Here is a 24,887-nt window from a genome sequence, read left to right on the forward strand (position 1 = left end):
CTGGACCCCGAAGCCGACCCGGCTAAACTGCCGCCGCTGCTGCTGCAGCCGCTGGTGGAAAATGCCGTGCGGCACGGCGTGGAACCCAGTGCCCAAGGCGCGCAGATCAAAATAACAACCCAGCGGCGCGGCAGCATGGTGGTGCTCAAGGTGACCAATTCCACCCCGGCCGGTGTCGGCGAACGTGGCCACGGGCTGGCGCTGGCCAATGTGCGCGAACGCCTGGCGCTGCTGCATGATGTGCAGGCGCAGTTCAAGACCGTGTTCAAGGACGGTGTGTTTCAAGTGAGGCTGGAGATTCCCCTATGACAGGCAAGCTCAGGGCGCTGATTGTGGATGACGAAGCACTGGCGCGGTCGCGGCTGCGCACGCTGCTGGGCGACTGCCATGCGCCGGCCGCCACCGTGGCTGCCGAAGCCGCGCACGCAGTGCAGGCCATGGATGCGCTGCGGCGCGAAACCTTTGACGTGGTGCTGCTCGACGTGCGCATGCCCGGCGCCGACGGCATCATGCTGGCGCAGGCGATTGCGCAGATGCCCCAACCGCCGGCGGTGGTGTTCGTAACGGCGCATTCCGAGCATGCGGTGCAGGCCTTCGACCTCGAGGCGGTGGACTACCTGACCAAGCCCGTGCGGCTGGAGCGGTTGCAACAGGCGCTACAAAAAGTAGAGCGTCTTGCGCAGACTGCAAAAGGGCTGCAGCCTGATTCGGATGTCGAGCCGCTAATTATTCAGGACCGCGGCCGGACCGAGCGCGTGCCGCTGGGCGAAGTGCTGTACCTCAAGGCCGAGCTCAAATACATCACCGTGCGCACTGCGGCCAAGAGCTACATTCTCGACGGCAGCCTCAACGAGCTGGAGGAAAAGTACCAGCAGCAGTTCATGCGCATCCACCGCAACGCACTGGTGGCGCGGCGCGCGGTGCGCGCGCTCGAGAAACACTTCGACCCCGAAGAGGGCGAGGGCTGGGCCGTGCGGCTCAATGGCATTGACGAATTGCTGGCCGTGTCACGGCGTCAGCTCAGTGCCGTGCGGGAAGCCATCGCGGGCTGAGGCCCGGTGCGGGTCGGTGCTTGAAAGGCTGCAATACCGCCGAAGGCATGCCGCCGGTGCTTTCCGGCGCTGGCGTCCTACACTGCCCGGCTGGTGTTTCGGCTCCAATAAGGCAGCCTAGTAGCCATGGAGACTGCCCCGCAAGCTGCGGAGGCCTGCGAGGAAAACAAGATGGACCCACAACACCTTCCCGATGCCCTGGCGGCCGAGCCGGCGGCCGTGGCGTTGCCCGCAACGGATCGTCAGCTTCTGCACATGCCGGTGGACATTCGCAACATGTCGCTGGTGGTGTTGGCGGGGCTGGCCATCCTGTTTGTGCTGTATTGGGCCAAGGCGGTGGTCATTCCGGTCATGCTCAGCGTGCTGTTCAGCTATGCGCTGTCACCCGTGATCAACTGGCTGGAACTCAAACGTATTCCGCGCTGGCTGGGTTCCGCCGTGCTGATGCTGGCGATTTTTGGCGTGCTCGGCTCGACGGCCTGGTCCCTCAGTGACGAAGCCGGGGACCTGATCGAGTCGCTGCCGGTGGCGGCGCAAAAATTCAGGTATGCCATGAAGGTGAAAAGAGGCAAGCCAGACAGCACGCTGGACACCGTGCAGAAGGCGGCCTCGCAGATCGAGCAGGCGGCGCAGGAGGGCGCTGTTCCGGCCAACAACCGCGGCGCGATGCGGGTGGTGATTGAGCGGGGGCGCTTCAATGTCAAGGACTACCTCTGGACCGGCACCATCGGCTTGATGGCGCTGGTGGGCCAGGCCGTGGTGGTGATATTTCTGACCTACTTCCTGCTGCTGTCGGGTGACAGTTTCCGGCGCAAGCTGGTCAAGCTTGCCGGTCCCAGCCTCAGCAGCAAAAAAATAACGCTGGAAGCCCTGAATGAAATCACCGGCCAGATCCAGCGCTATCTGCAAGTCCAGTTGCTGACCAGCGCGCTGGTGGGGGTGTTGACCTGGCTGGCCTTGCTGGCCATCGGCCTGGAGAACGCCGCGGTCTGGGGCATTGCCGCCTGCGTGCTCAACCTGGTGCCCTACGTGGGCTCGCTGATCACCGCCGCGGCGACGGCGCTGGTTGGTTTCCTGCAGTTCGGCTCGCTCAACATGGCGCTGCTGGTTGCCGGTGCCTCGCTGCTCATTCACACCATCATCGGCAACCTGGTCACACCCTGGCTGACCAGCCGCGCCAGCCGGCTGAGCCCGGTGGCGGTGTTTGTTGCGCTGCTGGCCTGGGGCTGGCTCTGGGGCGTGTGGGGCCTGCTGCTGGGCATTCCCATCATGATGATGGTCAAGTCGGTGTGTGATCGGGTGGACGATCTCAAGCCGCTGGGTGAGTTTCTCGGATCTTGACGCGCCCCCACGCTTGTCACTGCGTGTACTGCGCTGCCCCCCGAGGGGCCGCTGCGCCTGCGGGCCGGCGAAGCCGGACCCGCGGCCCCTGCTTGAAAAGAGAAGAGTCGCCCACGACGCTGGATGAATGAAAAGGACGAGGTAAGCCATGATGGAATTGCTGACTGATCCGCAAGCCTGGATCGCCTTTGCCACGCTCACTGCGCTGGAACTGGTGCTGGGTATCGACAACATCGTGTTCATTTCCATCCTGGTGGACAAGCTGCCCCCGGAAAAGCGGGAGCTGGCGCGCCGGGTTGGCCTGTTCATGGCCATGTTCATGCGCATTGGCCTGTTGCTGGTGCTGTCCTGGATCATCGGGCTGGTCGAGCCGGTGTTCACGGTATTCAAGCAGGAAATTTCAGGGCGCGACATGATCCTGATCGCCGGCGGGCTCTTCCTCATCTGGAAAAGCACCGGCGAGATCCACCAGTCGCTCGAGGGCGAGGAAGGCCACGCCTCCACTGCCGTCAAGGCCACCTTCACCGCCGTGATCCTGCAGATCATGGTGGTGGACATGGTGTTCTCGCTGGACTCCATCATCACGGCCGTCGGCATGGTGGACGAACTGGCGGTGATGATTGCCGCGGTGATCGCCTCGGTCGGCCTGATGATGCTGTTCGCCGGCGCCATCGGTCGTTTTGTGTCCGAGCATCCCACCGTCAAAATGCTGGCCCTCTCCTTCCTGGTGGTGGTCGGCGTGGCGCTGATTGCCGAAGGCTTCGATCACCATGTGCCCAAGGGTTACATCTATTTCGCCATGGCCTTCTCGGTGTGCGTCGAGATGCTCAACCTGCGCCTGCGCAAGCGTTCAGTCACACCTGCGCACCTGCGGAAGTCCTATGCTGCCGGCGACCGTTCCGGCGCAAAACGCCTTGAATAATTTTTTTGGTCATTTTGCCATCCAGCCCTTGCACGACGGGCGCAAGCAGCTATTGAATTTATAGCAACTCCGAGACTTGTACCAGCGTTTTTTCAGGGCAAGGCGCCGCGGCGGGAAACACCACGCGGTAGCAGCGGGCAAAGCCAGGGGGTGCCGGCACCGATTCAAACACCGCACCGTGAATCGCCGCGATTTTTTCCACCACACGATGCCCCGAACCCAGGCCCAGCGGGTGGTGGCTCTTGGCCCGGAGCGGAATGGCGTCAAGCGCGGGTGGATCTTGCGAAGCGGAGTCGCACACCTGCATGCAGCGCGCCTCGAGGTCGAGCTGTACCTCCACGCTGGTGCCTGGCGGTGTGTGGCTCAGGGCGTTTTCGATCAGGTTGCGCAGCACCAGACCCAGCAGGACCGGGTGCCCCTGCATGACAAAAGGCCCCGGGCTGGCCAGTGCCAATTCATGTCCGCTGTCCAGCGCGGCCTGGCCGAACTCCGCGACCTCGGTGCGCGCAATGGCATCCAGATCCAGTGTCTGCATGGCTTCGACCAATTCCGTGCGGCTGGCACGCGCCAGCGCCAGCAGGTCGTACAGCACCTGGCCGGCCCGCAGTGCGTCGCGCTCGAGCTGGGCCAGCAGCTGCTCCTGCTCCTCGCTCCCGATCGCCTTGCGCAGTGCGCGTGCCTGCAAGGTCAAAGAGGCCAGGGGGGTGCGCAATTCATGCGCCAGCTCGCTGGCCAGCTCCCTTTCCCGGGACACTGCGGCCTGGTAGCGCCCGGTCAGCGTGTTGATGGAGTTCACCACCGCGCGAAACTCTTGTTGCACAGAGTCGCTGCGCAAAGGCGAGAGCTGATGGATGTCCAGCGAATCGACGTCCCGTGACAGGTCGTAGAGCGGACGCAGCCCGCGATGAATCGCCAAGCCCAGCGCCAGCGCCACCACCGGCAGCAGCCAGAACCCGGGCTCGGCCACCTGCTCGGCAATATCCTTGGCCAGGTCATCGCGTTCGCTGATGCTTAAAAGGACGGTCACCTTTTTTTGCTGTGCCGGCCCGTCCCAGCGGGAAAAGACCCGCCAGCCCACCGGCGGCGTTCCCAGCTGCAGGGTTTCGAAGCCTTCCTCCGCGCTGAACGGCAGCTCGGGTGCCTCGCCGGTACGCATCAGCTCCTGGCCGGTGGCATTCCACACCACCACGCTCATGGAGCGCTGATAGTCGTGGCTTTTGAGGCTGGACAGGCCCGGCAGGCTGGCGGCATCGCGCCGCCTGTCGATCTGGCTGGGGTTCTGTGCCAGCTGCAGCAGCGCCACACTGGCCAGGTGCCCGTCCGTCAGTTCGTCGGCTTCATGGAGGCCGGTCCTGTAGCCCAGCACCACAAAGCAGCCCCAGACGATCAGGAGCGCGCCCAGGGCCCAGGCCATCAGGCTTAGCGTGAGGGAGCGTTGCAGCTTCATGTCTCGTCCTCCGGAACAAAATAACCGACGCCGCGCAGGGTGCGTATGACGCCTTCGCCGAGCTTCCTGCGCAAGTGGTGCACATGCACCTCGACGGCGTTGCTGTCCAGCGCGTTGTCCCAGCTGTACAGCCGCGCCTCGATCTGCGGGCGTGACAGCACACGCGGCCGGACCTCGATCAACGCAAGCAGCACGCCGAATTCGCGTGCCGACAGCTCCACGGGTTGCCCGCCCAGCCGCACGCTGCGCGTGGCGGGGTCGATCTCCAGCGAGCCAGCCTTGAGCAGTGGGTGCGCCCGGCCGACGGAACGTCGGCGCAGGGCGCGCATGCGCGCCGCCAGCTCGTCAGGGTCGAACGGTTTGGTCACATAGTCGTCGGCGCCCATGTCCAGGCATTCAATGCGCGCGGCCACCTGGTCGCGCGCCGTCATGATGAGCACAGGGGTGGCGGCATCGGGCAGGCGGCCCGGCGGCGCCCGGCGCAGGCGGCGCAATACCTCGGCGCCATCGCCGTCGCGCAACCCCAGGTCCAGCAGCACCAGGTCAAAGGGCTCGACGCACAGCGCGGTCCAGGCTGTTTCCACACCGTCCGTCATGTCCACCGCCCAGTCCAGCTGCCGCAGGTGGGTCTGCAGCCCGGTGGCAATGCCTTCATCATCTTCAACAACCAGTACACGCATGCCGTATTGTGCTCGAGGGAGCACCCTTCGCATCACTCCCGCCGCGCATGGCGGGAGTGATGCGAAGGGTCCCCCTTAAGGAAGACTTAAGCCGCGGCGCCGAAGCTGCGCCCATGCAAATTTTCTCGAACAGGCAACTTGCCGCGATAACGGCGGCGGCGCTGCTGCTGGTGCTGGCCTGGGACATGTCCGGCCTGGACCTGCCGCTGGCGCGCTGGTTCGGCGGGCCGGCCGGCTTTCCCCTGAAGGACAACGTTTTCCTGTCCGGGGTACTGCATGACGGTGCCAGACGCCTGGCCTGGGTGCTGGCACTGCTGCTGTGCGTGGCGGTCTGGTTGCCGGTTGGCGGATTCCAGCGCCTGGCGCCGCTGCTCCGTTTCCAGCTCGCAACCACCACCTTGCTGGCCGTGCTGGTGATCAGTGCCCTGAAGTCCTTCAGCACCGCCAGCTGCCCTTGGAGTCTGGCTGACTTTGGCGGCGTGGCGCATTACACGCCGCACTGGATGCATGTGTTTGCGCCAGACGGCGGCAGCGGCCAGTGTTTCCCCGCAGGCCATGCCTCGTCGGGCTTTGCCTTTGTGGGTGGTTACTTCGCCTTTCGTCACACGGCGCCCGCGGTCGCGCGCCGATGGCTGGCTGCTTCGCTGCTGGCAGGTGGGGCGCTGGGTGTGGCGCAGCAGGTCCGCGGCGCACATTTCACCAGCCACACCCTGTGGACGGCCTTTATTTGCTGGTGCGTGGCCTGGGTCATGGACGGCCTGCGCGCACGCATGGCATCCAGCCCGCTGGCCAGAGACATCGGTGAGCCCGCATGAGCGTGCCGGTTGCTCACCGCATGCCGCTCCTGCTGGACGCGGGCGGGGCGCACGCCGTGCCTCCTGCCGGCACGTCGCCGCGCGCTTTTGCCCATCCGGGCTGGATCATCCTCGCGGCGAGCTTCTGGCTGGCCACGGCCGCCAACCTGCCGCTCTGGCTGGCGCTGCGCGAGCTGGCCCTGTTTGAACGGTCCGGTGGATGGCTGTTCGCCGTGAGCTTCGGCTTGATCATTGCCGCCAGCCTGGCCTGCGTGGTCAGCGTGCTGGCCTGGCGCTGGACACTCAAGCCGGTGCTGGCGCTGCTGCTGGTGGCGTCGTCGTTCGGCGCGCACTTCATGCTGGCCTACCACGTGGTCATTGACAGCGCCATGCTCACCAACGCCCTGCAGACCAACCCGCGCGAAGTGCGCGACCTGCTGGGCCCCCGGTTTTTCGCTTCTGTGGGGCTGCTGGGTGTATTGCCCTGCGTGGCGCTGTGGCGCTGGCGCGTGGACTACGGCCGCTGGCAGCGGCGCGCCGTGCACAACTTCCTGCAGGCCGGCGCCGCGCTGCTGGCGCTGGTGGTGCTTGTGCTTGCCAGTTTCAGCCCGCTGGCTTCCACCATGCGCAACCACAAAGAGTTGCGTTACCTCGTCAACCCGCTCAATGCGGTGTATGCACTGGGCAAGCTGGCCGGCCGGCCGCTGCAGCGCAGCGATGTGCTGCAGCCACTGGGCCTGGATGCGCGGGTGGCATGGCCGCCGTCCGCGCGCCCGCCGCTGCTGGTGCTGGTGCTCGGGGAGACCGGGCGCAGCGGCAACTTTGGCCTGAATGGCTACGGCCGCGACACCACACCCGAACTCGCACGGCGGGACGTGGCCAGCTTTCGCAACGCGTGGTCCTGCGGCACCAGCACGGCGGCGTCTGTTCCCTGCATGTTTTCCAACCTGGGCCGCACCGGTTTTGACGCGCGCAAGCACGACACCGAAGGCCTGCTCGACGTGGTCCAGCACGCGGGCATGGCCGTGCTCTGGGTGGACAACCAGTCCGGCTGCAAGGGCGTGTGTGACCGGGTGTCCAGCGTCAGCACCGCCAACCTGGCAGACCCGCAGCTGTGTCCGGGCGGTGAGTGTTACGACGGCATCATGCTCGAAGGGCTGGACGAGCGCATGGCGGCCTTGCCGCCTGAACGCCGCGCGCGCGGCGTGGTGATCGTCCTGCACCAGATGGGAAGCCACGGGCCGGCCTACCACCAGCGCTCACCCGCGGCTTTCAAGCGTTTCGTTCCCGAATGCACCGGCAACGACCTGCAGGCCTGCAGCGGGGAGGCGCTGGTCAATGCCTACGACAACTCGATTGCCTACACCGACCACTTCCTGTCCGGCACCATCGCCTGGCTCGGGAAGCAGCATGCCTACGAAACCGCCATGGTGTATGTGGCGGACCATGGCGAGTCGCTTGGCGAGAACAACCTGTACCTGCACGGCATGCCGTATGTGCTGGCACCCGACGTGCAAAAGCGGGTGCCATGGATCACCTGGACATCCGCTGCGTTTGCCCAGCGCCGCGGCGTGACGTCCGCCTGCCTGCGCGGCGAGGCGGACCGGCCGGTTTCGCACGACAACTACTTTCACTCCGTGCTCGGCTTGCTGGCCGTCCAGGGCAGCGTGTACCGCCGGTCGCTGGATGTTTACGCGTCTTGCGCGACGTCCCCCACCGACGAAGTGGCTGGAACAGCGGCGATGCTCGCCAGGTTGGATCCAAAGCCGGGCAAGCGCGCCGACTGACGGGTGCGCCGTACCGGCGCCGCGCCTTTTTACCAATGAAAACCGCCGAAAACCCTTATGGTATGGGGGTTATCAGCTACTGAATTCATAGCAAATTCGCGTGCGTGGCTACTGCTTCACGAAGCCGATTTGCCTGACCATCGCGCCCCAGCGGTCGTAGGCCAGCTTCATTTCCGCCGACAGTTCTGCCGGCGTGGACGGCGAGGTTTCGTAGGCACCGCGGGCGATGAATTCCTTCACGTCGGGCGAAGACAGTGTCTGCACCAGCAGGGCATTGACCCTGGCCACGAGATCACGCGGCATGTTGGCCGGGCCGACGATCGCAATCCAGCTGGTCAGGTCCATGCCGGGCACGCCCTGCTCGGTGAAGGTCGGCACGTCGGTCATCGGGGCCATGCGCTTGGGCGCGGCCACGGCGAGGATGCGGATGCGGCCGGTGGCAGCGTTCTGGATGGCTGTGGGCGCAGCGTCGAAGTAGGCCTGTACACGCCCTTCGAGCAGGTCGCGCGCGGCGTCGGCCGTTCCTTTGTACGGCACGTGCACCACGTCGATGCCGACGGCCTTGGCGAATGCCTCTGCGTAGATGTGCGACGAGGTGCCGGTGCCGAAAGATGCGAAGTTGAGCTTGCCGGGATTGGCTTTGGCCCAGGCCACCAGGTCCTTGACCGAGTGCACCGGCAGCGACTGGTGCACCGTCAGCACCAGGGGCCCGCGCGAAGCGAGGGTGATCGGCGTGAAGTCCTTGAACGGGTCGTAGGGAACGCTGGAGAGCGTGTGCGGGTTCTGCGCAAACACCGAAGAAGGCGCGAACAGCAGGGTGTACCCGTCCGGTGCAGCGCGCATCACCTCGCTGGCAGACAGCATCATGCTGGCGCCCGGCTTGTTGTCGACCACCACCTGGGTTCCGGCGATTTCCGTCAGGCGCTTGGCAATCGAGCGGGCCTGGCCATCAAGCGACCCTCCGGCAGCCAGCCCGACGACCAGGCGGATCGGTCGTCCCGGCTGTGGAAAAACGCTTTGCGCCAAGCTGGTGAAAGGTGAGGCGAGGGCGGCGCCGGCTGCCCAGAATCCGAGCGCGCGACGCGTGATGTGCGACTTGAAAGCCATGGTTTGTCTCCTGGTGACGGCTGTTGCATTGCCGATGTTGTTTGCATATTTTGGTCGTAACGTCCAAAATATGCAATACATGCGATTCAAAACAATTTCATTTTTTCTTTGTGCCGGAGCGGTCTGCAAGGCCGGCACCCGTGGGGGCACCGTCTACAGTGCGGGCAGCGGCCGCGCTCCCGCGGCCGGGAGACTTTCTCATGGCTGACCTGGAAGACAACAACAACGCGCCGCAGCGTCCCGACACCGTCAGTGCGCTTGAACGTGGCATCGCCGTGCTGCGCTGCTTCACCGAAAGCCGGCGTGTGCTCACGCCCACCGAGCTGGCCCGCCTGACGGGCGTGCCGCGCCCCACCGTGACCCGCCTGGCGTCTACCCTGGTCACCCTGGGGCTCCTGAAGCAGGAGCCGGGGAGCGAGCGTTTCATGCTCGGGCCGGGCGTGATATCCATTGCGCGCGTGTTCCTGGCCGGGCTGGACGTGCGCGCCGTGGCGCGCCCGCACATGCTGGCGCTGGCGGAAGCGGTGAGCGGCTCGGTATACCTGGCCGTGCCGGACGGTCTCGACATGGTGCTGATCGAAGCTTGCCGACCCCGGTCAACCATGCTGACCCCGCGCCTGGATGTGGGTTCGCGTGCACCCATGGCCAACTCGGCGCTTGGGCGTGCTTATCTATGGGCGCTGCCCCTGTCCGAGCGCCAGAGCCTCATCGAATCGCTGCGCCTGGCGCGCGGCAGCGACTGGGCCGCGCTGGAAGACGGGCTGGCGCGCTCCCTGGCCGGTGCCGACAAGCTGGGCTACTGCATTTCCGCCGGTGAATTCCATCGCGAAATCAACTCGGTGTCGGTGCCACTGGTCGGCCCCGGCGGCGAGGTCATGGCGCTCAACTGCGGCAGTGCCGCCTTCATGTTCACCGAAGAGCGCCTGCACCAGGTCGTGGCTCCGCTGCTGCTGCAAATGGCCAGGGAACTGGCGGTTGACCTGGGCGGCCACGTCCCCCAGCCGGGCTGAACAACTTCATTTTCGACAGGAGACTTTCCCATGACAGAACCGGCACGCAAGCTGCGCAGCAATTTCCCCAGAGGCTCCTACCTTTGGGCGGTGCGCAACGCGCAGTGGCAGGCCATGGGCATTCCCGAGGAAGACTGCGACAAGCCCAAGATTGCAGTTGTCAACAGCAGCTCGGAACTGGCAGCCTGCTACAGCCATCTCGACCAGGTGGCCAAAGTGGTGAAGGACGCGATTCGCGCAGCTGGCGGTGTGCCCTTCGAAATCCGCACCGCCGCGCCTAGCGACTTTGTGACCGGCGCAGGCGCGCGCGGTGCCTACATGCTGGCGTCACGCGACCTGGTGACCAACGACATCGAGGTTGCCGTGGAAGGCGCGCAGCTCGACGGCATGGTCTGCCTCACCTCTTGCGACAAGACCGTGCCCGGCCAGCTGATGGCCGCCGCACGGCTGAACGTTCCCACCATTCTGGTGCCCTGTGGTTACCAGGCCAGCGGCGAATACAAAGGCCAGCACGTGGACATCGAGGAGGTGTTCATCCATTCGATGCATGCCATGACGGGCAACACCTCCATCGAAGACGTGGTGGGCATGAGCCGCTGCGCGATCCGCTCACCCGGCGTCTGCTCCGGGCTGGGCACGGCCAACACCATGCATGTGGTGTGTGAAGCGCTTGGCATGGCCCTGCCGGGCAGCGCGCCGGTGGCAGCCTTGTCGGACAAGATGTTTGCCGACGCACGGGCCGCCGTGGCGCGCATCGTGCAGATGGTCTGGGACGACCTCAAGCCGCGCGACATCCTCACCGCGGGGGCTTTCGCCAACGCCGTGCGCGCCGTGCTGGCCATTGGGGGTTCGCTCAATGCGGTCAAACACCTGCAGGCGGTCGCGACCGAAGCAGCCAGCTCGGTGGATGTTTATGGCCTGTTCGAGCAACTGGGTCCGCAGACGCCTGTGCTGGCGGGCATCCGGCCCATCGGCGAACATCTGATTGAAGAGTTCGAGGCGGCCGGCGGCTGCCTGGCGCTGATGAAGCAACTGACGCCGCTGCTCGATGTGACCGCATTGACGGTGACAGGCCGTACGGTGGAAGAGAACCTTCAGGCTGCCCCTGTCGGCAATGCCGAAGTCATTCGCCCGATAGAGCGCCCGGTGGCGCCGCGCCCGGCCATCGTGCTGCTGCGCGGCAACCTGGCACCCGAGGGCGCACTGATCAAAACCGGCATCAGCGAACGCAAGGTCCGGCGTTTCAGCGGCCCGGCCATCTGCTTCGACAACTCGGACGCGGCCGTCGCTGCGATCAGGCAGGGCGATATCCGGAAAGGCCACGTCGTCGTGATGCGTGGTGCCGGTGCCTGCGGCGGCCCGGCGATGGGCGGCGGCGCCTCGCGTGTGGTGTTTGCCATCGACGGCGCCGGCCTGGGTGAACATGTGGCGATGCTGACAGATGGCCATTTGTCCGGCCTGGTCTGCAAGGGCCTGGTCGTGGCCGAAGTGGCGCCGGAGGCGGCGCTGGGCGGTGCGCTGGCCCTGGTGTGCGATGGTGACCCGGTCACGGTTGATCTTGACGCACGCCGGGTTGACCTGGACATTTCTGATGCTGAACTGGCGCAGCGGCGCGCGGCATGGCAGCCCCCCGCAGCGAAGTTCGACCGCGGCTGGCTGCAGATCTACCGGCGCAATGTGGGGCCGCTGTCGCGCGGTGCCGTTCTGGTCGACAAGGTGGAATAAACCAGCGGCGCTTTGGCGGCAGCCTGTCAGGTGGGTGCCTTGACCTTTGATTTTCGTCTGTCAAATCCCCAAGACTTGCATATTTTGGACGTTAAGTCCAAAATAATCAAAAAAAGGATTGCCTGACCATGAAAACCATCACCCGTTCCGACGAGCGCATTCTCTCGGCCGACATCTTCGCCCGTGATGCCAAGCCGCCGCGGCCGCAATTGGGCAGCCTGCATGAGCCGGGCCGCGATATTCCTGTCTATCGCGAGTGCGACGTGCTGGTGGTCGGCGGCGGGCCTTCGGGCACGGCTGCCGCAGCCGCAGCCGCCAGGGAGGGCGCAGACGTGGTACTGCTGGAGCGCTACAACCATCTGGGCGGCCTGTCCACCGGTGGTCTGGTGATCTGGATTGACCGCATGACCGACTGGGAGGGCAAGCTGGTCATCCGCGGTTTCGCCGAAGAACTGTTCGACCGGCTGCCGGCCGATGCCGTGGCCGGCCCCGGCCGCGAGGACTGGGGCTCCACCGATGCTGCCAAAGCCAACCACTGGTCGTTTCGCACTGCCGCCTATCACGGCGTGGTGACCTGGTCGCCCACCATCGATCCGGAGCGGCTCAAACTGCTGTCGCAGGAACTGGTCATCGAACGCGGCGTGAAACTGGTCTACCACTCCTGGGCCTGCATGCCTCTGGTGGAAGAAGGAAAGGTATGCGGCGCGACCTTCGAAAGCAAGGAAGGCCGCATGGCCATCCGCGCCAGGGTGGTGATTGATGCCAGCGGAGACGGTGACCTGTTCGCCCGCGCCGGCGCTGCCTTTGTCAACGACATCGAAGAAGCCGATGTTCACCACTGCATGAATACCGCCTGGCTGTTCGGCGGTGTCGACATGGACCGCTGGATTGCATTCCGCGCGGCCGAGCCGGAGCAGTATTCGCAATTCATGGCACGTGGCCGCGAGGAGTGCGGGTTGTTCGAGCGGCCTTTTGTGTCCTGGCGCAACGATGTGGCGCTGTTCATGGGCCCACGCCAGTCCGGCTATTCCGCGCTGGACGTTGACGACCTGACCGCAGTGGAAGTGCGGTCGCACCGCGCCATGGCCTCGCATCTCGAGTACTACCGCCGCCACGCGCCGGGTTTCGAAGGCGCTTACATGATGCTGTCGGCCCCGCAGATCGGCGTGCGCCACGCACGTCGGCTCAAGGGTGTCGATGCCGTGTTGCGCAGCCGCTGGCCTGACGGCGTCGCCTTGCCCGACGAGATTGGCGTTACACCGGCGGTCTCACCCAAGTTCCCCAACATTTCGATTCCCTACGGCGCCCTGGTGCCCGAAACGCTGGACGGCTTGCTCGCCTGCGGCCGCCATGTTTCCTGCGACCGCAATTCGCACGGTTTTATGCGCGAAATTCCTCAATGCTGGATCACCGGCCAGGCCGCAGGCGTTGCGGCGGCGCTGGCTGTCGCCCGGAAAGTGCAGCCGCGTGCAGTTGACGTGGCGGCGCTGCAGCAGGCGCTTTTGCGCCAGGGCGTGTACCTGCGGCCTGCAGCGGCAGGCCAGGCAACGGCCGAAGCCGGCGACACGCTTGTCACGGAGGGCTGAATGCGACTCACCGACGAGGAAAAAGCCATGTGTGACGGTCGCGACGGTGCGGCCGTAGCGCGTGCCATGGACCTGCTGGTGCGCTACGGCGAAGCGCTGGGTGCCGAAGCCCTGGTCGAAACACGCAACGTCTGCGGTACCGTGACCGCCACCACGCCCTTCATGCGCGATTTCGCCATGGCCAAGGGCGGGCTGGACGCGGTGTTCAGCGAATTCAACCTGGACACCAGCGAGGTCGTGACTGTGCCCAAGGTGCGCGCCTTCAGCTCCCACCTGCAACTGGGTTTTGATCCGCACCATCCCGCGGAGATGGGCGTGAGCGAGCAGGTACTGCAGTTCTACAAGCGCAGCGAAGCCGAGGCCGCCCGCATGGGCGTGCAGATCCTCAACACCTGCACGCCCTACCAGGTGGGCAACGTTCCCACGCGCGGAGAGCACTGCGCGTGGATGGAGTCCTCGGCCGTCATTTACTGCAACTCGGTGCTGGGCGCGCGCACGAATACCGAAGGCCGCGAGAGCACCAGCGCGGCCATGCTGACCTGCCGCATTCCCGACTGGGGCTTTCACCACGACAAGGGGCGAGTGGGCACGTTGGGCGTGCACCTGGACATTGCCGTCGAGTCGGTCGAGGACTGGGGCCTGCTGGGCTACTGGATGGGCGATTGGGTGCAGGAACACGTGCCCGTGGTCACCGGCGTCGGACGTGTGCCCAACCTGCCGCGCCTTAAACACTTCGGCGCCGCGGCCTCCTCGTCCGGCGGTGTCGAGATGTACCACCTGGTGGGCGTGACGCCCGAAGCAAACACGAAGGAGCAGGCCTACGGCGGCCGCAAGCCGGCCGAAGTGCGGCACTACGGCGACCGCCAGCGGCGCGAGACGCTGGAGCGCATCAATGCCACCGCGCATGACAAACACGTGGACTACGTGATGCTGGGTTGCCCGCACTACACCATCGAGCAGATCTGGGAGGCGGCGCAACTGCTCGAGGGGCGCAAGGTGCACGAGAACAGCGCGCTGTGGATCTTCACCCCGCGTGCCATCAAGGAAGTGGCCAACCGCAACGGCTACACGCAAATCATTGAGGCGGCGGGCGGCAAGCTCATGACCGACAGCTGCTCCGCCATGAGCCGCGCGGTGCCGCCGGGCACCAAGGTGGTGGCGCTGGATTCAGCCAAGCAGGCTCACTACCTGCCGGCCATCCTGGGCTTGCAGGCCTGGTTCGGCACCACCGAACAATGCATCGACGCGGCCTGTACCGGCCGCTGGAGTGCAGCATGAGCACCGACGTCATCGGCCAGACCATCGTCATCCGCGGCAGCAAGGTTGTGCCCGGCGTGGCAGAGGGTGAAGCCCTGGTAACGCGCGAGCCCATCTCTGGCTGGGGTGGCGTCGATCCGCGCAACGGCACCATCATCGAAACACGGCACGAGCTGCGGGGCCAGAGCTTCGCTGGCAAGGTGCTGGTGTTCCCGGGGGCCAAGGGCTCGTCGGGCTGGTCCGCGCAGTTCCATGTGGCCCGGCTGATGGGCACCGCGCCTGCGGCCTGGCTGTTCAACCAGATGACAACCAAGATTGCCCTGGGAGCCGTGGTGAGCCACGCGCCGGCCATGACTGATTTTGACCAGGACCCGCTGGAGATCATTCGCACCGGTGACTGGGTGCGCGTCGATGCCGACGCCGGCGTTGTCACGATCACACGCAAATAGAGCAGGGACACATCAACAGCGACAAAGAGCGCGGGACCCAGACAAGGAGACATTCCCATGAAGACAAGACAGGAAAACCGCCGAAAGATATTGCGGATGTTCGCTACCGGTGCAGCCGCGCTGGCGCTTCCCCCAGTACATGCCCAAGCCTTCCCAGCCAGGCCCTTGCGGCTGGTGGTGGGTTTTGCCCCGGGCGGCGCCGCCGATGTGGTGACCCGCATCATCGCCAAAGGCCTGAGCGCGCAGCTTGGCCAGCAGGTCATCGTGGACAACAAGGCCGGTGCCGAAGGCATCATCGCCGCGCAGGAAGTGATGCGCGCCGCACCGGACGGCTACACCTTCCTGCTGGGCACGAACACCGCCATGGTGGCCGTTCCTTCATTGCGGCCGAACCCGCCTTATGACCCGTTCAAAGCATTCACGCCCCTAGGCATGGCCGGCGAATTTTCGATGTTCCTGGCGGTGTCGCCCACATTGCCTTCGCGCAACCTGAGCGAGTTTCTGGACCATGTGGCGGCCAACCCGGGCAAGTACAACTCGGCCTCGAGCAACAGCGCGGCGGAGCTGGCCATGCTGCAACTGCTGGGCACTCGAAATACCAAGGTGGTCAACGTGCGCTACAAGGGCGACGCCCAGGCCATGACCGACCTGGTCAGCGGGCAGATTCACATGATGTTCTCCACCGGCACGCTCACGCCGACCTTTGTGCGCGATGGCCGCATCAAGTCGCTGGTGACACTGCTGCCCAAACGAAGTCCCTTGCTGCCGGACGTGCCGACTGGTGCTGAACTGGGCCTGGGCAAACTCACCATCACCCCATGGGCCGGGTTCTTCGGGCCCACCGGCCTGCCGGCTGACGTTGCAGACAGGCTGAGCACCGAGCTGCGCAACACGCTGGCTCGCCCTGAAGTGCGTGACCAGCTGGTGGCGCAGGGCTTTTCGGGCTATGGCATGACGGCGACCGAATTTGCCGCGTTCTTCCGCAGACAGTACGACGGCTTTGTCGCCACTGTGCGGGAGAACGACGTCAAGTTCGAATAGGCCTCGAAACGTTTTTGCCCATTGGGCAGGTCGAGCGTTCAGTCGCCCAGGTCAATGACGCCTGCCAGGCGCACGCCGTCGGGGGCTGTGTAGTCGGCAAGCACACAGGCGCGGTCGGGGTGATCGGCGGCCTTCTGCAAAAGCCCGAGAACAAAGCTGATGGAGGCTTTGTCCAGTGCGGCAAAAGGCATGTCCAGCAGGGTCACGGCGGCGCCCGATGCAAATGCGGCGGCCAGCCAGACTTTGCGTTTGGAGCCTGTGGACAGCATGTAGAGCTGCTTGTTCATTTCCGGCGCCAGACTCAGGCCATCCACGCAGTGGGCCAACATAGCCTCTTCGAACCCGGCAAAGCGCTTGCGCTGGCTTTCGAAATAGCCGGACGGCGTCATTTGATCAAATGCATCCGTGCGTGGTTCTGTCCAGAACACCTGCTGGCGGTAAGCCTGGGCTTGCTTCTGCAAGCCTGTTCCCTTGATGTTGAGCTGGCCCGCATGGGCCGCCAATTCCCCGGCCAGCAAACGCAGCAGCGTGGTCTTGCCGCATCCGTCGCCGCCGCGTACCAGGGTGACGCCGGGTGCGATGGACGCCGACAAATGGGTGAACAGGTCGCGCTGCGGATAGCGAAACTGGAGACCGTCCGCCTGGAGGATGGCGGACAAGCCCCTGGCGGGCGGGTGCTTCAGGGAAGCATCAGTCGACATGATCGACGGTCGCGAAGACGCGCAAACCGCTTTCGGTGCGCGCGAGGGTGTACGACTCGCGCCAGGATTGGAGAACACGTCCGTCTTCGAGGAGCAGTTCCCACGTCACGGTGCCCAGGACACACGCCTGGCCCATGGAAACCACTTCAAGCGCGTTGTACCGGCAGGACCGGCACCCCTGGCTGCGATAGCTGTCCACCACTTTCTGAAAATAGCCGGCTATTTCCGGCTGGGCGGAAAAACATTCGACGGTGCCCCCGGCGTGTAATGCCGAATACGGTGCTAGATAGCGCAGGGCAATGGCCTGGCCGTCAAAGGTGTGAAACGCTTCCACGAAGGCATCAAAAAAAGCAGCTACTTCGCCTTCAAGTGTGGTCGTGGCCATGTCTGTTTGCGGACTGCGCTGTGTTTACCGATAAAACGCTTCGACCTTGCCCTTGAGCTTGATCATCAGTGGATTGCCTTTGCGGTCCAGTGTCTTGCCGGCGGGCACTTTGACCCAGCGTTCGCTGATGCAGTATTCCTCGACATCCAGGCGTTCCTTGTCATTCAGGCGGATGCCGACTTCATGTTCAAACACCGCGGCAAGGTGGTGGGGGCTGCGCGGGTCGATGGAGAGGCGGTCGGGCAGTGGGGGACGTGGTGTGGTTTCGGTCATGGAGTTTCTTTATTTCAATTGACGGGAATGGGAGCATTTTTCCATGATCTGGGCCCTGCCCCGGTTCGGTCGAACTGCCGGGGAATCAAGCGCTTTCCGATTGGCAAAAGCGGATGCGGTTTCCAAACGGGTCAGCCACCTGCATCATGCGGCCCCAGGACAGTTCTTCCACAGCGGGTTTTGCGTACCTGTAATTCTTCGCAGCGAGTTCGCTTTGCAGTGCATCGATGTCCTCGACCGGTGCAAAAACCGTTGAGCCGGGCGTCGCGTCACCATGGTGCTCGCTGAGGTGAAGTGTCAGCCCGGACCGGCTGATCTGTGCATACAGAGGAAAGTTTTCTTCGAAGCGGTGTTCCCATTCCAGCGTGAACCCCAGGAAGTCCAGATAGAACTCCCTTGCCTTGTCCTCCGAGAAGATGCGGAGGATGGGAATCGCGGGCGCAAGTTTCATGGGGCGGTCTCCCTGGTAGGTGTTGCAACTGCAGTATGGTGGTCGAGCGAAGGTTGCTGTCTATTTGCGCTTTTGCCGCTGGTCGTATTTCCGCCAGTACTGAAACTCGTCTTCGTGGATCTCGATGTCGAGCTCCGCGATTCGCGACTGCAGACGTTCCTGCACATCCGCGACAGCTCTGTTGTAGACCAGGGGACCCAGCTCCTCCAGAAAGAAACCGAGGAGCGCGCCAGCAGTGATGTTGCCGATTTTTTCTTCCATGTTCTCGAGGAAGTAGCGTTCAATGGAAGCGATGGCCTGCTGGCGTGCCTCTTTGGAGATTTCGATGGTCATGGGCGGGGCTTCCTGACTGAAGGGTTAAAACCTGGGGGCGCGAATGTCCGGCCATTGATGCGCCGTGAGCTTAACGGGAACTGCGGGGGTTGCCAGCACAGGCCAGGCCCAAATTCTCAAGAGAATGCGCCAGGCGTGAAATAAGGCGCAGCCACATTTTAATGAACAAAAAGTGCCTCCAGCCCTTATTCAATGGATGTGAACAGCTATTGAATTGATAGCGGCTGAGCCGTCAGCGCATCCAGCGGGCTTGCCGTGCCGCCCGCGGCCACCTTCAGCACGTGCGTGTAAATCATGGTGGTGCTCACGTCAGAGTGGCCCAGCAGCTCCTGCACCGTGCGTATGTCGGTGCCCGACTGCAGGAGGTGGGTCGCGAAGCTGTGGCGCAGCGTGTGCACTGACACCGGCTTGATGATCCGGGCTGCAGCGCTGGCCAGTTTGATGGCGCGCTGCAGGCGCTCTTCGTACAGATGGTGTCGGCGTTCTATTTGAGAACGCGGATCCACCGACAGGTGCGGCGCCGGAAAAACCCAAAACCAGCCCCAGCGGCGGCCCAGGTCGGGGTACTTGACTGACAGCGCATCAGGCACTTCAACGCCGGCAAAACCTGCTTCGCGGTCATGAGCCCATGCTGCCCGAGCCTGGCTCACCTGCATCTTGAGCGCGTCATGCACAGCGCGCGGCAACATCACCACACGGTCCTTGCCACCTTTGGCCTGGCGCACCACCAGCACCTGACGATCAAAATCCACGTCCTTGATTCGCAGGCGCAAACCCTCCATCAAGCGCATGCCCGTGCCGTACAACAGCTTGGCCAGCAAAGCCATCTCCCCTTCCAGCGCGCCCAATAAGGCGCCGATTTCCGCTGTGGTGAGTACCGAGGGAATTCGCCGGGGACGGGTCGGCCGCTGCAACTCGGTGAGCCAGGGCAGATCAAGTCCCAGCACCTCCCGGTATAAAAACAGCAGGGAACTGAGCGCCTGATTGTGTGTGGAAACAGACACACGTCGCTCATTGGCAAGCATCGTCAGAAACTGCGTGACCTCCAACGCGCCCATGTCGCGCGGATGCCGCATTTCCCCGGCGCGGCCACACCATCGCACGAAAAACCTCACCCAGTACACGTAAGCCTGCTCGGTCTTCAGGCTATAGTGTTTGTAACGGATGACCTCGCTCACCTGCTCCAGCAGGCGCTTGGATTGGGGAAGATAGGCGACAGGGTTCATAGCGGCATAACCATGTATAAAAACACAGTATTTTCCTGCTCGAACCCGATGTCAAGCGGGCTTGCGAGGAGGCTGGCCATTGCGGCTGATGCCTGCTACAGGTTTATCTCGCCGGATATCCTGGGATCCCAGGATATCCGACGGTCTACATCACGTTAAAGCTCATGCGAACTCGTACGGTGGTCCTTACTTCAATTGGCGCACTCGCTTGTTCGATTGCAGGGGCATTTGTGTTTGCCGAATACCATGCCCAGCAAGATCGAGATGCCGCTGCAGCAACTTGTGGTGCAGTCCAGATGGGCGTTCCAGTGACCGAAGTCGTGCAATCCATTCGAACTCTCGCTCAGGTTCGATTCGACGGAGACTTTGGAGGAAAGTCGGTAATCGTTGCGTTGAGCGGACCTGCCTACTGCTATTGCAAGCTGACTTTGGGTGAAGGCGGAGTCGTCACCAGTTCCAAAGGTCTATGTCAGCACTAAGCTTTAACTGGTCGGCCAAGAGGCGACAGCCTGCGGCCGCGCCTTGCCTCCAACGTTAGAGCCTTTAGCAGACACTCTAGGCTTCTTGTGTGGTACCGCCAGTTTCAACTTTTCTGTAGGAGGAATTATGAGAAATCAGATCGCCGGTGGAGGCGCAGTCTTAATTGGCATCGCTATCGTTCTTGTCGTCCTGTTCAGTGACGGACCTGTACCAGTTAAACCTCTATTTGGTGGGCTTGCATTCATCGGTGTTGGGGCCTACTACTTCTTGGTGGGAAAAAAGGCCGCGTCGCTGAAGGAATTCGTAGTGGACGGGAAAATGGTGACCGATGAAACCAACGGCAAGAAGGTCTAACTGGTCGATCGACACGGACCCAGAACAGCAGGAAGGCGGCTTCGCCGCAGGTGTTGTGATCCGGTCATCTTCACGTTAGAACTCAGTGTACGAGCCCACTCAATACGAGCGCCTTATCGAGAAAACCTCGAGGGGGCCGCTACCCCCAAAGGTGGGGCATCCTCTTTTCGCGGCGCTGCTTGCGATTGCCTTGTTGGCGAAAAGCGTGCTGGGAGCAGAGTATGCTGGTCTCGCCTTGCTGCTGTTGCTTTTTCTGTATCCGTACTATCTGGTGCAGCTTCTTATGCGCGCACGCATGCAAAAGCATCTGGCATTCGCACAAAAAGTTGGAGTATGGCCAAGCTATGTTCCCTCGAATATGAGAAGCTGGGCTGCCGTGTATATCGGGGGCTTCTTTGCTACTGGCGTGGTTGTGCTCGGCGCCGACAAGCTCTTAGTTGCATGGGTGGCCTGAGTTCTAACTTGGCATTCGACCGGACCGCCTTCTGCGGCCGGTCACTTTTACGTTAGCCCCCATGATTCCAGCTTCCGTACAGAACGAGATCCGATCGCGCCTGCGTCGTGCCGAGTCAGAGCACGGCGTGAAGGTCCTGCTCGCTGTGGAATCCGGAAGCCGCGCCTGGGGCTTCCCGTCACCGAATAGTGACTTTGATGCGCGGTTCATTTACGCGCACCCTCCCGAGTGGTACCTGTCGGTTGATCTCGAAGAGAAGCGCGACGTCATCGAATATCCGATCGTTGATGATCTCGACGTGAACGGCTGGGATCTTCGAAAAGCTCTCCGCCTGTTCTGGAAGTCGAACCCTGGTTTCGTCGAGTGGATTCAGTCATCGATCATTTACGAGGCGTCTGGCTCGTTCCATCAGTGCGTGCTGCAGCTGCTGCCTTCGATCTACTCCACGGAGGCGGGCATCCACCATTACCGTAGCATGGCGAAGACGAACTATCGCGGGTACCTGCAGCAGGAGAAGGTGCCGCTGAAGAAGTACTTCTATGTTCTTCGGCCGCTGCTTGCGGTGCGGTGGATGGAGAGGTTCTCTACGCCAGCCCCGATCGAGTTTGACCAGCTCTTGAGAGTGGCGGACGATGAAGCATTCGTCGGCGCGGTTCAAGAGCTTCTGGAAGTGAAACGTCGATCGCCTGAAATGGGCTTGTCCCCTCAGATTCCGCCGATACAGCAATTCATCGAAAGCGAGCTCAAGCGGCTTGAGCAGGCCACCCCTGCAAAGGGAGAACGGGCCGCGGGCGTCTCAGCTCTCTCCGATGTGTTCCGCGCAATCCTGCGAGAAACATGGGGCAACCAGGGCGTCAGCGCATGAGGGCTAACAAGTCAATCGACACGGACAGTCTCGCGGCAGGCTTTGCCTGCCTATGGCCTGCCGGTCATTTCCAACGTTATGCCTCTTGAACTAGTCCCTTTTGATTCGGAGGCGGCCATGCCATCTGCGTCCGACATTTCGTGGGTTAACTACGATGGTCGCAAACTGCAGGTCCTAGTCGCCCAGAGTTCCACTAACGCTGGGAGATTCAAAGGGGTGACGTTCACGTTCGACTGGGTTACCGGATTTCGTTTTCTTGACGAAGGTGGCCTACTTAGATATTGGCGGTCTGACGGATATCGAGGAGGCCATCACCTTTATTCTGTAGAAGCTGGAGGATGGGCAGAAGAGGAGTTCAACTTGGAAGGTGTTACTGAGAAGCGTCGCGAGTGGCTCGTTGTCACGGGCAACGGATGTATGAGTGTCTTTGCTCACGATGCCCCGGAAATTCTCTATGGCGAGTTCGATGACCATGCATAACGAGCCGCTGCATCGGATCGCCTTCAGCTCCCGCTGAGCGGCGACGTTATACCTTGTAGGATGGGATTGCTCGGAGCTATGAGTTTCAATACGATTCGTGACGAAATATTTGCGCTGAACGGCTCTGTGCGAGAGCCAGCGCTAAATTCAGACTTCGCGCTCTTTGAGGCTAAGTTTGAAGTCGAAATTCCCTTTGATGCTAAAGCTGCGTTTGGGATCATGAATGGCGCCGACTACCCCACAAATCCAGAAAAGGCATGGATGCGCTTCTGGCCTATTGATGAGTGGCGCCCGGCAGTTGATCTATTTCCTGAGGGTGCCGCGACCAAGCCTTGCAGTGAGTTGTCTTTTGTAGTGGCTGACTATGCGATTGAGTGCGTGTATTACGTCTTAGATTTAGAGGCTGCATCACCGTCCAATGGCCAGGTGTTCGCACTCGGCGCTACACACACTTCTCAAGTCGCCCGATCATTCGCAGATTTTGTGCAAATGGTGTGTGACAACAGCCAAGAACTTCACAGTTACAGCTAGCTCCCAAGATATGCATTACGCATCCACCTCTACCGCAAGGTATAACCGGTCGGCCCACGCGGACACGCAACCAAGGGCTGCCGCTGCGCGGCACGGGTTGCGTCCCGGTGGCCTCCAACGTTAGGCATCACATGAGACGGTTGCTTTCCCTCTGTTTTGCAAATCTGCTTCTCGCCATGTGTGTGAGCTGCGCATCGAGCTACGACTTGGCCAAAGGCGAGCGCAGTCCTTTAGGCGCTGGAGTTGCGGTACGACCAATTAAACCAGGTCTCTTTGCTATCAATGTTCAAACCAATGCACTTCCAATAGCCAATCATTCTGGTGCGGCGGCTCTATGGAAAGAGTTGGCAAGCAAAGCTTGTAGAGGTACTTCATTTGAAGAAGCGCAAATAAAATCAGGGGAATTTGCGCTCACTGGTCCTGCGTACATGGTGGCCACGCGGTACGGCTATGCAGTCTGTTGGGACGCTGATTTAGATGCTGCCGACAGAGCGGCATTTCGAAGAGGAGAATTTAGCCAGTGAATACCCCTTACTTTTGCATCCAGTGGCGAGCAAATTTCACGTCGCCGTGCCAGCCTAACTGGTCGTTCGTGTGGGACGGCTGCGCCGCCCCACAACTTCGACGTTAAATGGCATCCCTACACGTTACGCCCGCAGCGTTAGCCCACATTCATCGGGTGATCGAAGAGCAGGCGATTGCACGCCCCATGGTGGCGGTCACGTGGGCGAAGGGGCAAAGCGATCTCATGCGCGACGAAGGAGGTAAGGCTGTTTGGACGCGCGAGCCCGACACGTGGTTGGCGACTGTTCTCGATTTGGAGGAAGTTGGCCCTATGTCTGGGCAGCACCCGTTGACCGAACTCCATAGCCTTCCTTTCTTCCTGCGCAGCAAAGCGGGCGCACCGAATCTCGAAGGTTGCGCCTTGGACTGCGAGGGCGGTAAGCTGGTGGTTCACGAACTTGCCACTTAACATGTCAATCGATACGGACCCACAACAGCAGGAGGCGGCTTCGCCGCAATTTGTTGTGGTCCGGTCATCTTCACGTTAAAGCTCAGGCGTGAAGACCTCGAAAAGCGTGATTCCAATGCAACAAACGCAAAGTACTGCGCCCCAGCCTTATATCGCTATGCACGCTGCTGGTGCAACTGCACGCGAAGTTTTTCTCAGGGCTCGAAGCGACGGCTACAAGAGCATCGACTGCGCATTCATTGTTGCTGGCCTTTTTGATATTTCGTTTCAAGAGGCCCGACGTCTTGAGCTTGTAGATCACGGCCGAGCCGCCGGTGATGAGCATAGTAGGCAAGGTGAACCATGAGCTTTAACATGCCAATCGACGCGGACCCACACCTACAGGAGGCGGCTACGCCGCGAATGGATGTGGTCCGGTCATCTCAACGTTGAGGCTGTAAATAAACCTCTGGCACGCCGCTTGCGACACATCCGCGCAAGGAGATCGCGACCATGGCCCGCTACAAACCCCAAGACCGCAACAGCTTGCTGCTGCCGGTGGTGCTCAGTGAACAAATCGTTCCCGGCAGCTTCGCCTTTGCCCTGGACTATCTGGTCGATAACGAACTGGACCTCTCGGGCATGGACGCCCAGTTCAAGAACGACGAAGTCGGCGCCAGTGCTTACGATCCACGCGTCATGCTCAAGATTGTTTTGTTGGCCTACAGCCAGGGCCTGATCTCCAGCCGCACCATTGAGCAAGCCTGTGTGCGCAACATCCAATTCATCGCCATCAGCGGCGACAGCCAACCCAGTCACACCCACATTGCCAAGTTTGTCTGCAGCCTGAGTGAACAGATCCGACCCCTCTTCAGCCAAATCCTGATGACCTGCGATGCCCAAGGACTGATCGGGCGTGACATGTTTGCCATCGACGGCGTCAAGCTCCCCTCCAACGCCAGCAAAGAGCGCAGCGGCACCTTCGATGAACTGCGCCACCGCGCCAAGCGCCTGGACCAGGCGGCAGACAAGATCCTGGCCCTGCACCACGCCCAGGACAAGCAAGGCAGTGACGAGGCGCTGGAGCCCAAACGCCAGGCCCGCATCGACGCCCTGCGCAAAGAAGCGGCACGCACCCGAAAGTTCGTCGCCAGCAACCCCAAGCGATTGAACCGCAAAGGCCAGGAACTCAAAACCAACGTCA

At 62.4% G+C, this 24,887-nt stretch carries 28 protein-coding genes and 1 pseudogene; 20 read left to right on the forward strand and 9 right to left on the reverse strand.

The features are described 5' to 3' along the window. From ABI660_RS16710 to ABI660_RS16725, 4 genes and pseudogenes are all read left to right on the forward strand, one after another. Positions 1-309, forward strand: a pseudogene (locus ABI660_RS16710) (sensor histidine kinase); the annotation flags it as partial. Then, the gene (locus tag ABI660_RS16715; RefSeq protein WP_348070152.1) at positions 306-1,052 is read left to right on the forward strand and encodes a LytTR family DNA-binding domain-containing protein; all 747 of its coding nucleotides are present in this window, start codon (positions 306-308) and stop codon (positions 1,050-1,052) included. The pseudogene ABI660_RS16710 and the gene ABI660_RS16715, both read left to right, overlap by 4 nt. A gap of 171 nt (positions 1,053-1,223) precedes the next feature. Further along, positions 1,224-2,393, forward strand: a complete 1,170-nt coding sequence (locus ABI660_RS16720; RefSeq protein ID WP_348070154.1) for an AI-2E family transporter — start codon at positions 1,224-1,226, stop codon at positions 2,391-2,393. 148 nt (positions 2,394-2,541) lie between these two features. Continuing rightward, positions 2,542-3,315, forward strand: coding sequence for a TerC family protein (locus ABI660_RS16725; protein ID WP_348070156.1), 774 nt, complete (start codon positions 2,542-2,544; stop codon positions 3,313-3,315). 58 nt (positions 3,316-3,373) lie between these two features. Here ABI660_RS16725 and ABI660_RS16730 read toward each other — a convergent pair whose 3' ends face one another. Both ABI660_RS16730 and ABI660_RS16735 read right to left on the reverse strand, forming a co-directional pair. After that, positions 3,374-4,762 carry a histidine kinase dimerization/phospho-acceptor domain-containing protein gene (locus ABI660_RS16730; RefSeq protein WP_348070158.1) on the reverse strand — a complete coding sequence of 463 codons (1,389 nt, stop codon included), beginning with the start codon at positions 4,760-4,762 and terminating at the stop codon, positions 3,374-3,376. Next, positions 4,759-5,442, reverse strand: coding sequence for a response regulator transcription factor (locus ABI660_RS16735; protein ID WP_348070160.1), 684 nt, complete (start codon positions 5,440-5,442; stop codon positions 4,759-4,761). The genes ABI660_RS16730 and ABI660_RS16735 overlap by 4 nt, the downstream gene beginning before the upstream one ends. A gap of 113 nt (positions 5,443-5,555) precedes the next feature. Here ABI660_RS16735 and ABI660_RS16740 point away from each other — a divergent pair, with 113 nt between their 5' ends. Then, positions 5,556-6,257, forward strand: a complete 702-nt coding sequence (locus ABI660_RS16740; RefSeq protein ID WP_348070162.1) for a phosphatase PAP2 family protein — start codon at positions 5,556-5,558, stop codon at positions 6,255-6,257. Beyond that, positions 6,254-8,023, forward strand: coding sequence for a phosphoethanolamine--lipid A transferase (locus ABI660_RS16745; protein WP_348070164.1), 1,770 nt, complete (start codon positions 6,254-6,256; stop codon positions 8,021-8,023). Before ABI660_RS16740 ends, ABI660_RS16745 begins: the two co-directional genes overlap by 4 nt. A gap of 108 nt (positions 8,024-8,131) precedes the next feature. Here the strand turns inward: ABI660_RS16745 and ABI660_RS16750 are convergent, their stop codons facing one another. Next, on the reverse strand, positions 8,132-9,130 hold the full coding sequence (locus ABI660_RS16750) for a tripartite tricarboxylate transporter substrate binding protein (protein WP_348070166.1): 999 nt from the start codon (positions 9,128-9,130) through the stop codon (positions 8,132-8,134). Positions 9,131-9,330: 200 nt separating this feature from the next. Between ABI660_RS16750 and ABI660_RS16755 the strand changes: the two genes are divergently transcribed. The 6 genes from ABI660_RS16755 (at position 9,331) to ABI660_RS16780 (ending at position 16,198) form a co-directional block, all read left to right on the forward strand. After that, positions 9,331-10,140, forward strand: a complete 810-nt coding sequence (locus ABI660_RS16755; protein WP_348070168.1) for an IclR family transcriptional regulator — start codon at positions 9,331-9,333, stop codon at positions 10,138-10,140. Between the two features lie 30 nt (positions 10,141-10,170). After that, complete coding sequence (ilvD, locus tag ABI660_RS16760) at positions 10,171-11,865, forward strand: dihydroxy-acid dehydratase (protein ID WP_348070170.1); 1,695 nt, start codon at positions 10,171-10,173, stop codon at positions 11,863-11,865. Positions 11,866-11,993: 128 nt separating this feature from the next. Continuing rightward, the gene (locus tag ABI660_RS16765; protein WP_348070172.1) at positions 11,994-13,451 is read left to right on the forward strand and encodes an FAD-dependent oxidoreductase; all 1,458 of its coding nucleotides are present in this window, start codon (positions 11,994-11,996) and stop codon (positions 13,449-13,451) included. Beyond that, entirely contained in the window at positions 13,452-14,729 is a 1,278-nt protein-coding gene (locus ABI660_RS16770; protein WP_348070174.1) for an aconitase X catalytic domain-containing protein, read from the forward strand. After that, positions 14,726-15,157, forward strand: a complete 432-nt coding sequence (locus ABI660_RS16775) for a DUF126 domain-containing protein (protein WP_348070176.1) — start codon at positions 14,726-14,728, stop codon at positions 15,155-15,157. Before ABI660_RS16770 ends, ABI660_RS16775 begins: the two co-directional genes overlap by 4 nt. Positions 15,158-15,214: 57 nt before the next feature. Then, complete coding sequence (locus ABI660_RS16780; RefSeq protein WP_348070178.1) at positions 15,215-16,198, forward strand: tripartite tricarboxylate transporter substrate binding protein; 984 nt, start codon at positions 15,215-15,217, stop codon at positions 16,196-16,198. Positions 16,199-16,236: 38 nt separating this feature from the next. Here the strand turns inward: ABI660_RS16780 and ABI660_RS16785 are convergent, their stop codons facing one another. The 6 genes from ABI660_RS16785 to ABI660_RS16810 all read right to left on the reverse strand — a co-directional run bounded on the left by ABI660_RS16785 (position 16,237) and on the right by ABI660_RS16810 (position 19,567). Beyond that, positions 16,237-16,899: an ATP-binding cassette domain-containing protein gene (locus ABI660_RS16785; protein ID WP_348070180.1), complete on the reverse strand. Its 663-nt coding sequence runs from the start codon at positions 16,897-16,899 to the stop codon at positions 16,237-16,239. Next, entirely contained in the window at positions 16,889-17,284 is a 396-nt protein-coding gene (locus tag ABI660_RS16790; RefSeq protein WP_348070182.1) for a hypothetical protein, read from the reverse strand. The genes ABI660_RS16785 and ABI660_RS16790 overlap by 11 nt, the downstream gene beginning before the upstream one ends. A gap of 24 nt (positions 17,285-17,308) precedes the next feature. Continuing rightward, the gene (locus tag ABI660_RS16795; protein ID WP_348070184.1) at positions 17,309-17,557 is read right to left on the reverse strand and encodes a DUF3297 family protein; all 249 of its coding nucleotides are present in this window, start codon (positions 17,555-17,557) and stop codon (positions 17,309-17,311) included. 85 nt (positions 17,558-17,642) lie between these two features. After that, positions 17,643-18,008, reverse strand: coding sequence for a glyoxalase superfamily protein (locus ABI660_RS16800; protein ID WP_348070186.1), 366 nt, complete (start codon positions 18,006-18,008; stop codon positions 17,643-17,645). A 60-nt stretch (positions 18,009-18,068) separates the two neighbouring features. Continuing rightward, entirely contained in the window at positions 18,069-18,341 is a 273-nt protein-coding gene (locus ABI660_RS16805) for a DUF2164 domain-containing protein (protein WP_348070188.1), read from the reverse strand. A gap of 206 nt (positions 18,342-18,547) precedes the next feature. Next, positions 18,548-19,567 carry an integron integrase gene (locus ABI660_RS16810; RefSeq protein WP_348070190.1) on the reverse strand — a complete coding sequence of 340 codons (1,020 nt, stop codon included), beginning with the start codon at positions 19,565-19,567 and terminating at the stop codon, positions 18,548-18,550. Positions 19,568-20,173: 606 nt separating this feature from the next. Here ABI660_RS16810 and ABI660_RS16815 point away from each other — a divergent pair. The 8 genes from ABI660_RS16815 to ABI660_RS16850 all read left to right on the forward strand — a co-directional run. After that, on the forward strand, positions 20,174-20,401 hold the full coding sequence (locus tag ABI660_RS16815; protein WP_348070192.1) for a hypothetical protein: 228 nt from the start codon (positions 20,174-20,176) through the stop codon (positions 20,399-20,401). 85 nt (positions 20,402-20,486) lie between these two features. Continuing rightward, positions 20,487-20,855: a hypothetical protein gene (locus ABI660_RS16820; RefSeq protein ID WP_348070194.1), complete on the forward strand. Its 369-nt coding sequence runs from the start codon at positions 20,487-20,489 to the stop codon at positions 20,853-20,855. Positions 20,856-20,916: 61 nt separating this feature from the next. Then, positions 20,917-21,720: a nucleotidyltransferase domain-containing protein gene (locus ABI660_RS16825; protein ID WP_348070196.1), complete on the forward strand. Its 804-nt coding sequence runs from the start codon at positions 20,917-20,919 to the stop codon at positions 21,718-21,720. A 558-nt stretch (positions 21,721-22,278) separates the two neighbouring features. Then, positions 22,279-22,731 carry a hypothetical protein gene (locus ABI660_RS16830; RefSeq protein ID WP_348070198.1) on the forward strand — a complete coding sequence of 151 codons (453 nt, stop codon included), beginning with the start codon at positions 22,279-22,281 and terminating at the stop codon, positions 22,729-22,731. A gap of 131 nt (positions 22,732-22,862) precedes the next feature. Beyond that, positions 22,863-23,255 (forward strand): hypothetical protein, encoded by a 393-nt coding sequence (locus ABI660_RS16835; protein WP_348070200.1) that lies wholly within the window; start codon positions 22,863-22,865, stop codon positions 23,253-23,255. Between the two features lie 107 nt (positions 23,256-23,362). Then, positions 23,363-23,704 (forward strand): hypothetical protein, encoded by a 342-nt coding sequence (locus ABI660_RS16840; protein WP_348070202.1) that lies wholly within the window; start codon positions 23,363-23,365, stop codon positions 23,702-23,704. A gap of 88 nt (positions 23,705-23,792) precedes the next feature. Beyond that, the gene (locus ABI660_RS16845) at positions 23,793-24,050 is read left to right on the forward strand and encodes a hypothetical protein (protein WP_348070204.1); all 258 of its coding nucleotides are present in this window, start codon (positions 23,793-23,795) and stop codon (positions 24,048-24,050) included. A gap of 146 nt (positions 24,051-24,196) precedes the next feature. After that, a partial coding sequence (locus ABI660_RS16850) for a transposase (RefSeq protein ID WP_348070206.1) occupies positions 24,197-24,887 on the forward strand: 691 nt, incomplete at its 3' end.

Source organism: Polaromonas sp., from assembly GCF_039930745.1.
GTDB lineage: Bacteria > Pseudomonadota > Gammaproteobacteria > Burkholderiales > Burkholderiaceae_C > Polaromonas.

Coding starts and splice junctions, on each gene's coding strand:
- ABI660_RS16815 (WP_348070192.1), top strand. CDS start 20,174: ATGAGAAATCAGATCGCCGGTGGAGGCGCAGTCTTAATTGGCATCGCT.
- ABI660_RS16840 (WP_348070202.1), top strand. CDS start 23,363: ATGGCATCCCTACACGTTACGCCCGCAGCGTTAGCCCACATTCATCGG.
- ABI660_RS16830 (WP_348070198.1), top strand. CDS start 22,279: ATGAGTTTCAATACGATTCGTGACGAAATATTTGCGCTGAACGGCTCT.
- ABI660_RS16715 (WP_348070152.1), top strand. CDS start 306: ATGACAGGCAAGCTCAGGGCGCTGATTGTGGATGACGAAGCACTGGCG.
- ABI660_RS16775 (WP_348070176.1), top strand. CDS start 14,726: ATGAGCACCGACGTCATCGGCCAGACCATCGTCATCCGCGGCAGCAAG.
- ABI660_RS16780 (WP_348070178.1), top strand. CDS start 15,215: ATGAAGACAAGACAGGAAAACCGCCGAAAGATATTGCGGATGTTCGCT.
- ABI660_RS16800 (WP_348070186.1), bottom strand. CDS start 18,008: ATGAAACTTGCGCCCGCGATTCCCATCCTCCGCATCTTCTCGGAGGAC.
- ABI660_RS16750 (WP_348070166.1), bottom strand. CDS start 9,130: ATGGCTTTCAAGTCGCACATCACGCGTCGCGCGCTCGGATTCTGGGCA.
- ABI660_RS16825 (WP_348070196.1), top strand. CDS start 20,917: ATGATTCCAGCTTCCGTACAGAACGAGATCCGATCGCGCCTGCGTCGT.
- ilvD (WP_348070170.1), top strand. CDS start 10,171: ATGACAGAACCGGCACGCAAGCTGCGCAGCAATTTCCCCAGAGGCTCC.
- ABI660_RS16805 (WP_348070188.1), bottom strand. CDS start 18,341: ATGACCATCGAAATCTCCAAAGAGGCACGCCAGCAGGCCATCGCTTCC.
- ABI660_RS16790 (WP_348070182.1), bottom strand. CDS start 17,284: ATGGCCACGACCACACTTGAAGGCGAAGTAGCTGCTTTTTTTGATGCC.
- ABI660_RS16725 (WP_348070156.1), top strand. CDS start 2,542: ATGATGGAATTGCTGACTGATCCGCAAGCCTGGATCGCCTTTGCCACG.
- ABI660_RS16785 (WP_348070180.1), bottom strand. CDS start 16,899: ATGTCGACTGATGCTTCCCTGAAGCACCCGCCCGCCAGGGGCTTGTCC.
- ABI660_RS16765 (WP_348070172.1), top strand. CDS start 11,994: ATGAAAACCATCACCCGTTCCGACGAGCGCATTCTCTCGGCCGACATC.
- ABI660_RS16740 (WP_348070162.1), top strand. CDS start 5,556: ATGCAAATTTTCTCGAACAGGCAACTTGCCGCGATAACGGCGGCGGCG.
- ABI660_RS16810 (WP_348070190.1), bottom strand. CDS start 19,567: ATGAACCCTGTCGCCTATCTTCCCCAATCCAAGCGCCTGCTGGAGCAG.
- ABI660_RS16770 (WP_348070174.1), top strand. CDS start 13,452: ATGCGACTCACCGACGAGGAAAAAGCCATGTGTGACGGTCGCGACGGT.
- ABI660_RS16735 (WP_348070160.1), bottom strand. CDS start 5,442: ATGCGTGTACTGGTTGTTGAAGATGATGAAGGCATTGCCACCGGGCTG.
- ABI660_RS16730 (WP_348070158.1), bottom strand. CDS start 4,762: ATGAAGCTGCAACGCTCCCTCACGCTAAGCCTGATGGCCTGGGCCCTG.
- ABI660_RS16835 (WP_348070200.1), top strand. CDS start 22,863: ATGAGACGGTTGCTTTCCCTCTGTTTTGCAAATCTGCTTCTCGCCATG.
- ABI660_RS16745 (WP_348070164.1), top strand. CDS start 6,254: ATGAGCGTGCCGGTTGCTCACCGCATGCCGCTCCTGCTGGACGCGGGC.
- ABI660_RS16755 (WP_348070168.1), top strand. CDS start 9,331: ATGGCTGACCTGGAAGACAACAACAACGCGCCGCAGCGTCCCGACACC.
- ABI660_RS16720 (WP_348070154.1), top strand. CDS start 1,224: ATGGACCCACAACACCTTCCCGATGCCCTGGCGGCCGAGCCGGCGGCC.
- ABI660_RS16795 (WP_348070184.1), bottom strand. CDS start 17,557: ATGACCGAAACCACACCACGTCCCCCACTGCCCGACCGCCTCTCCATC.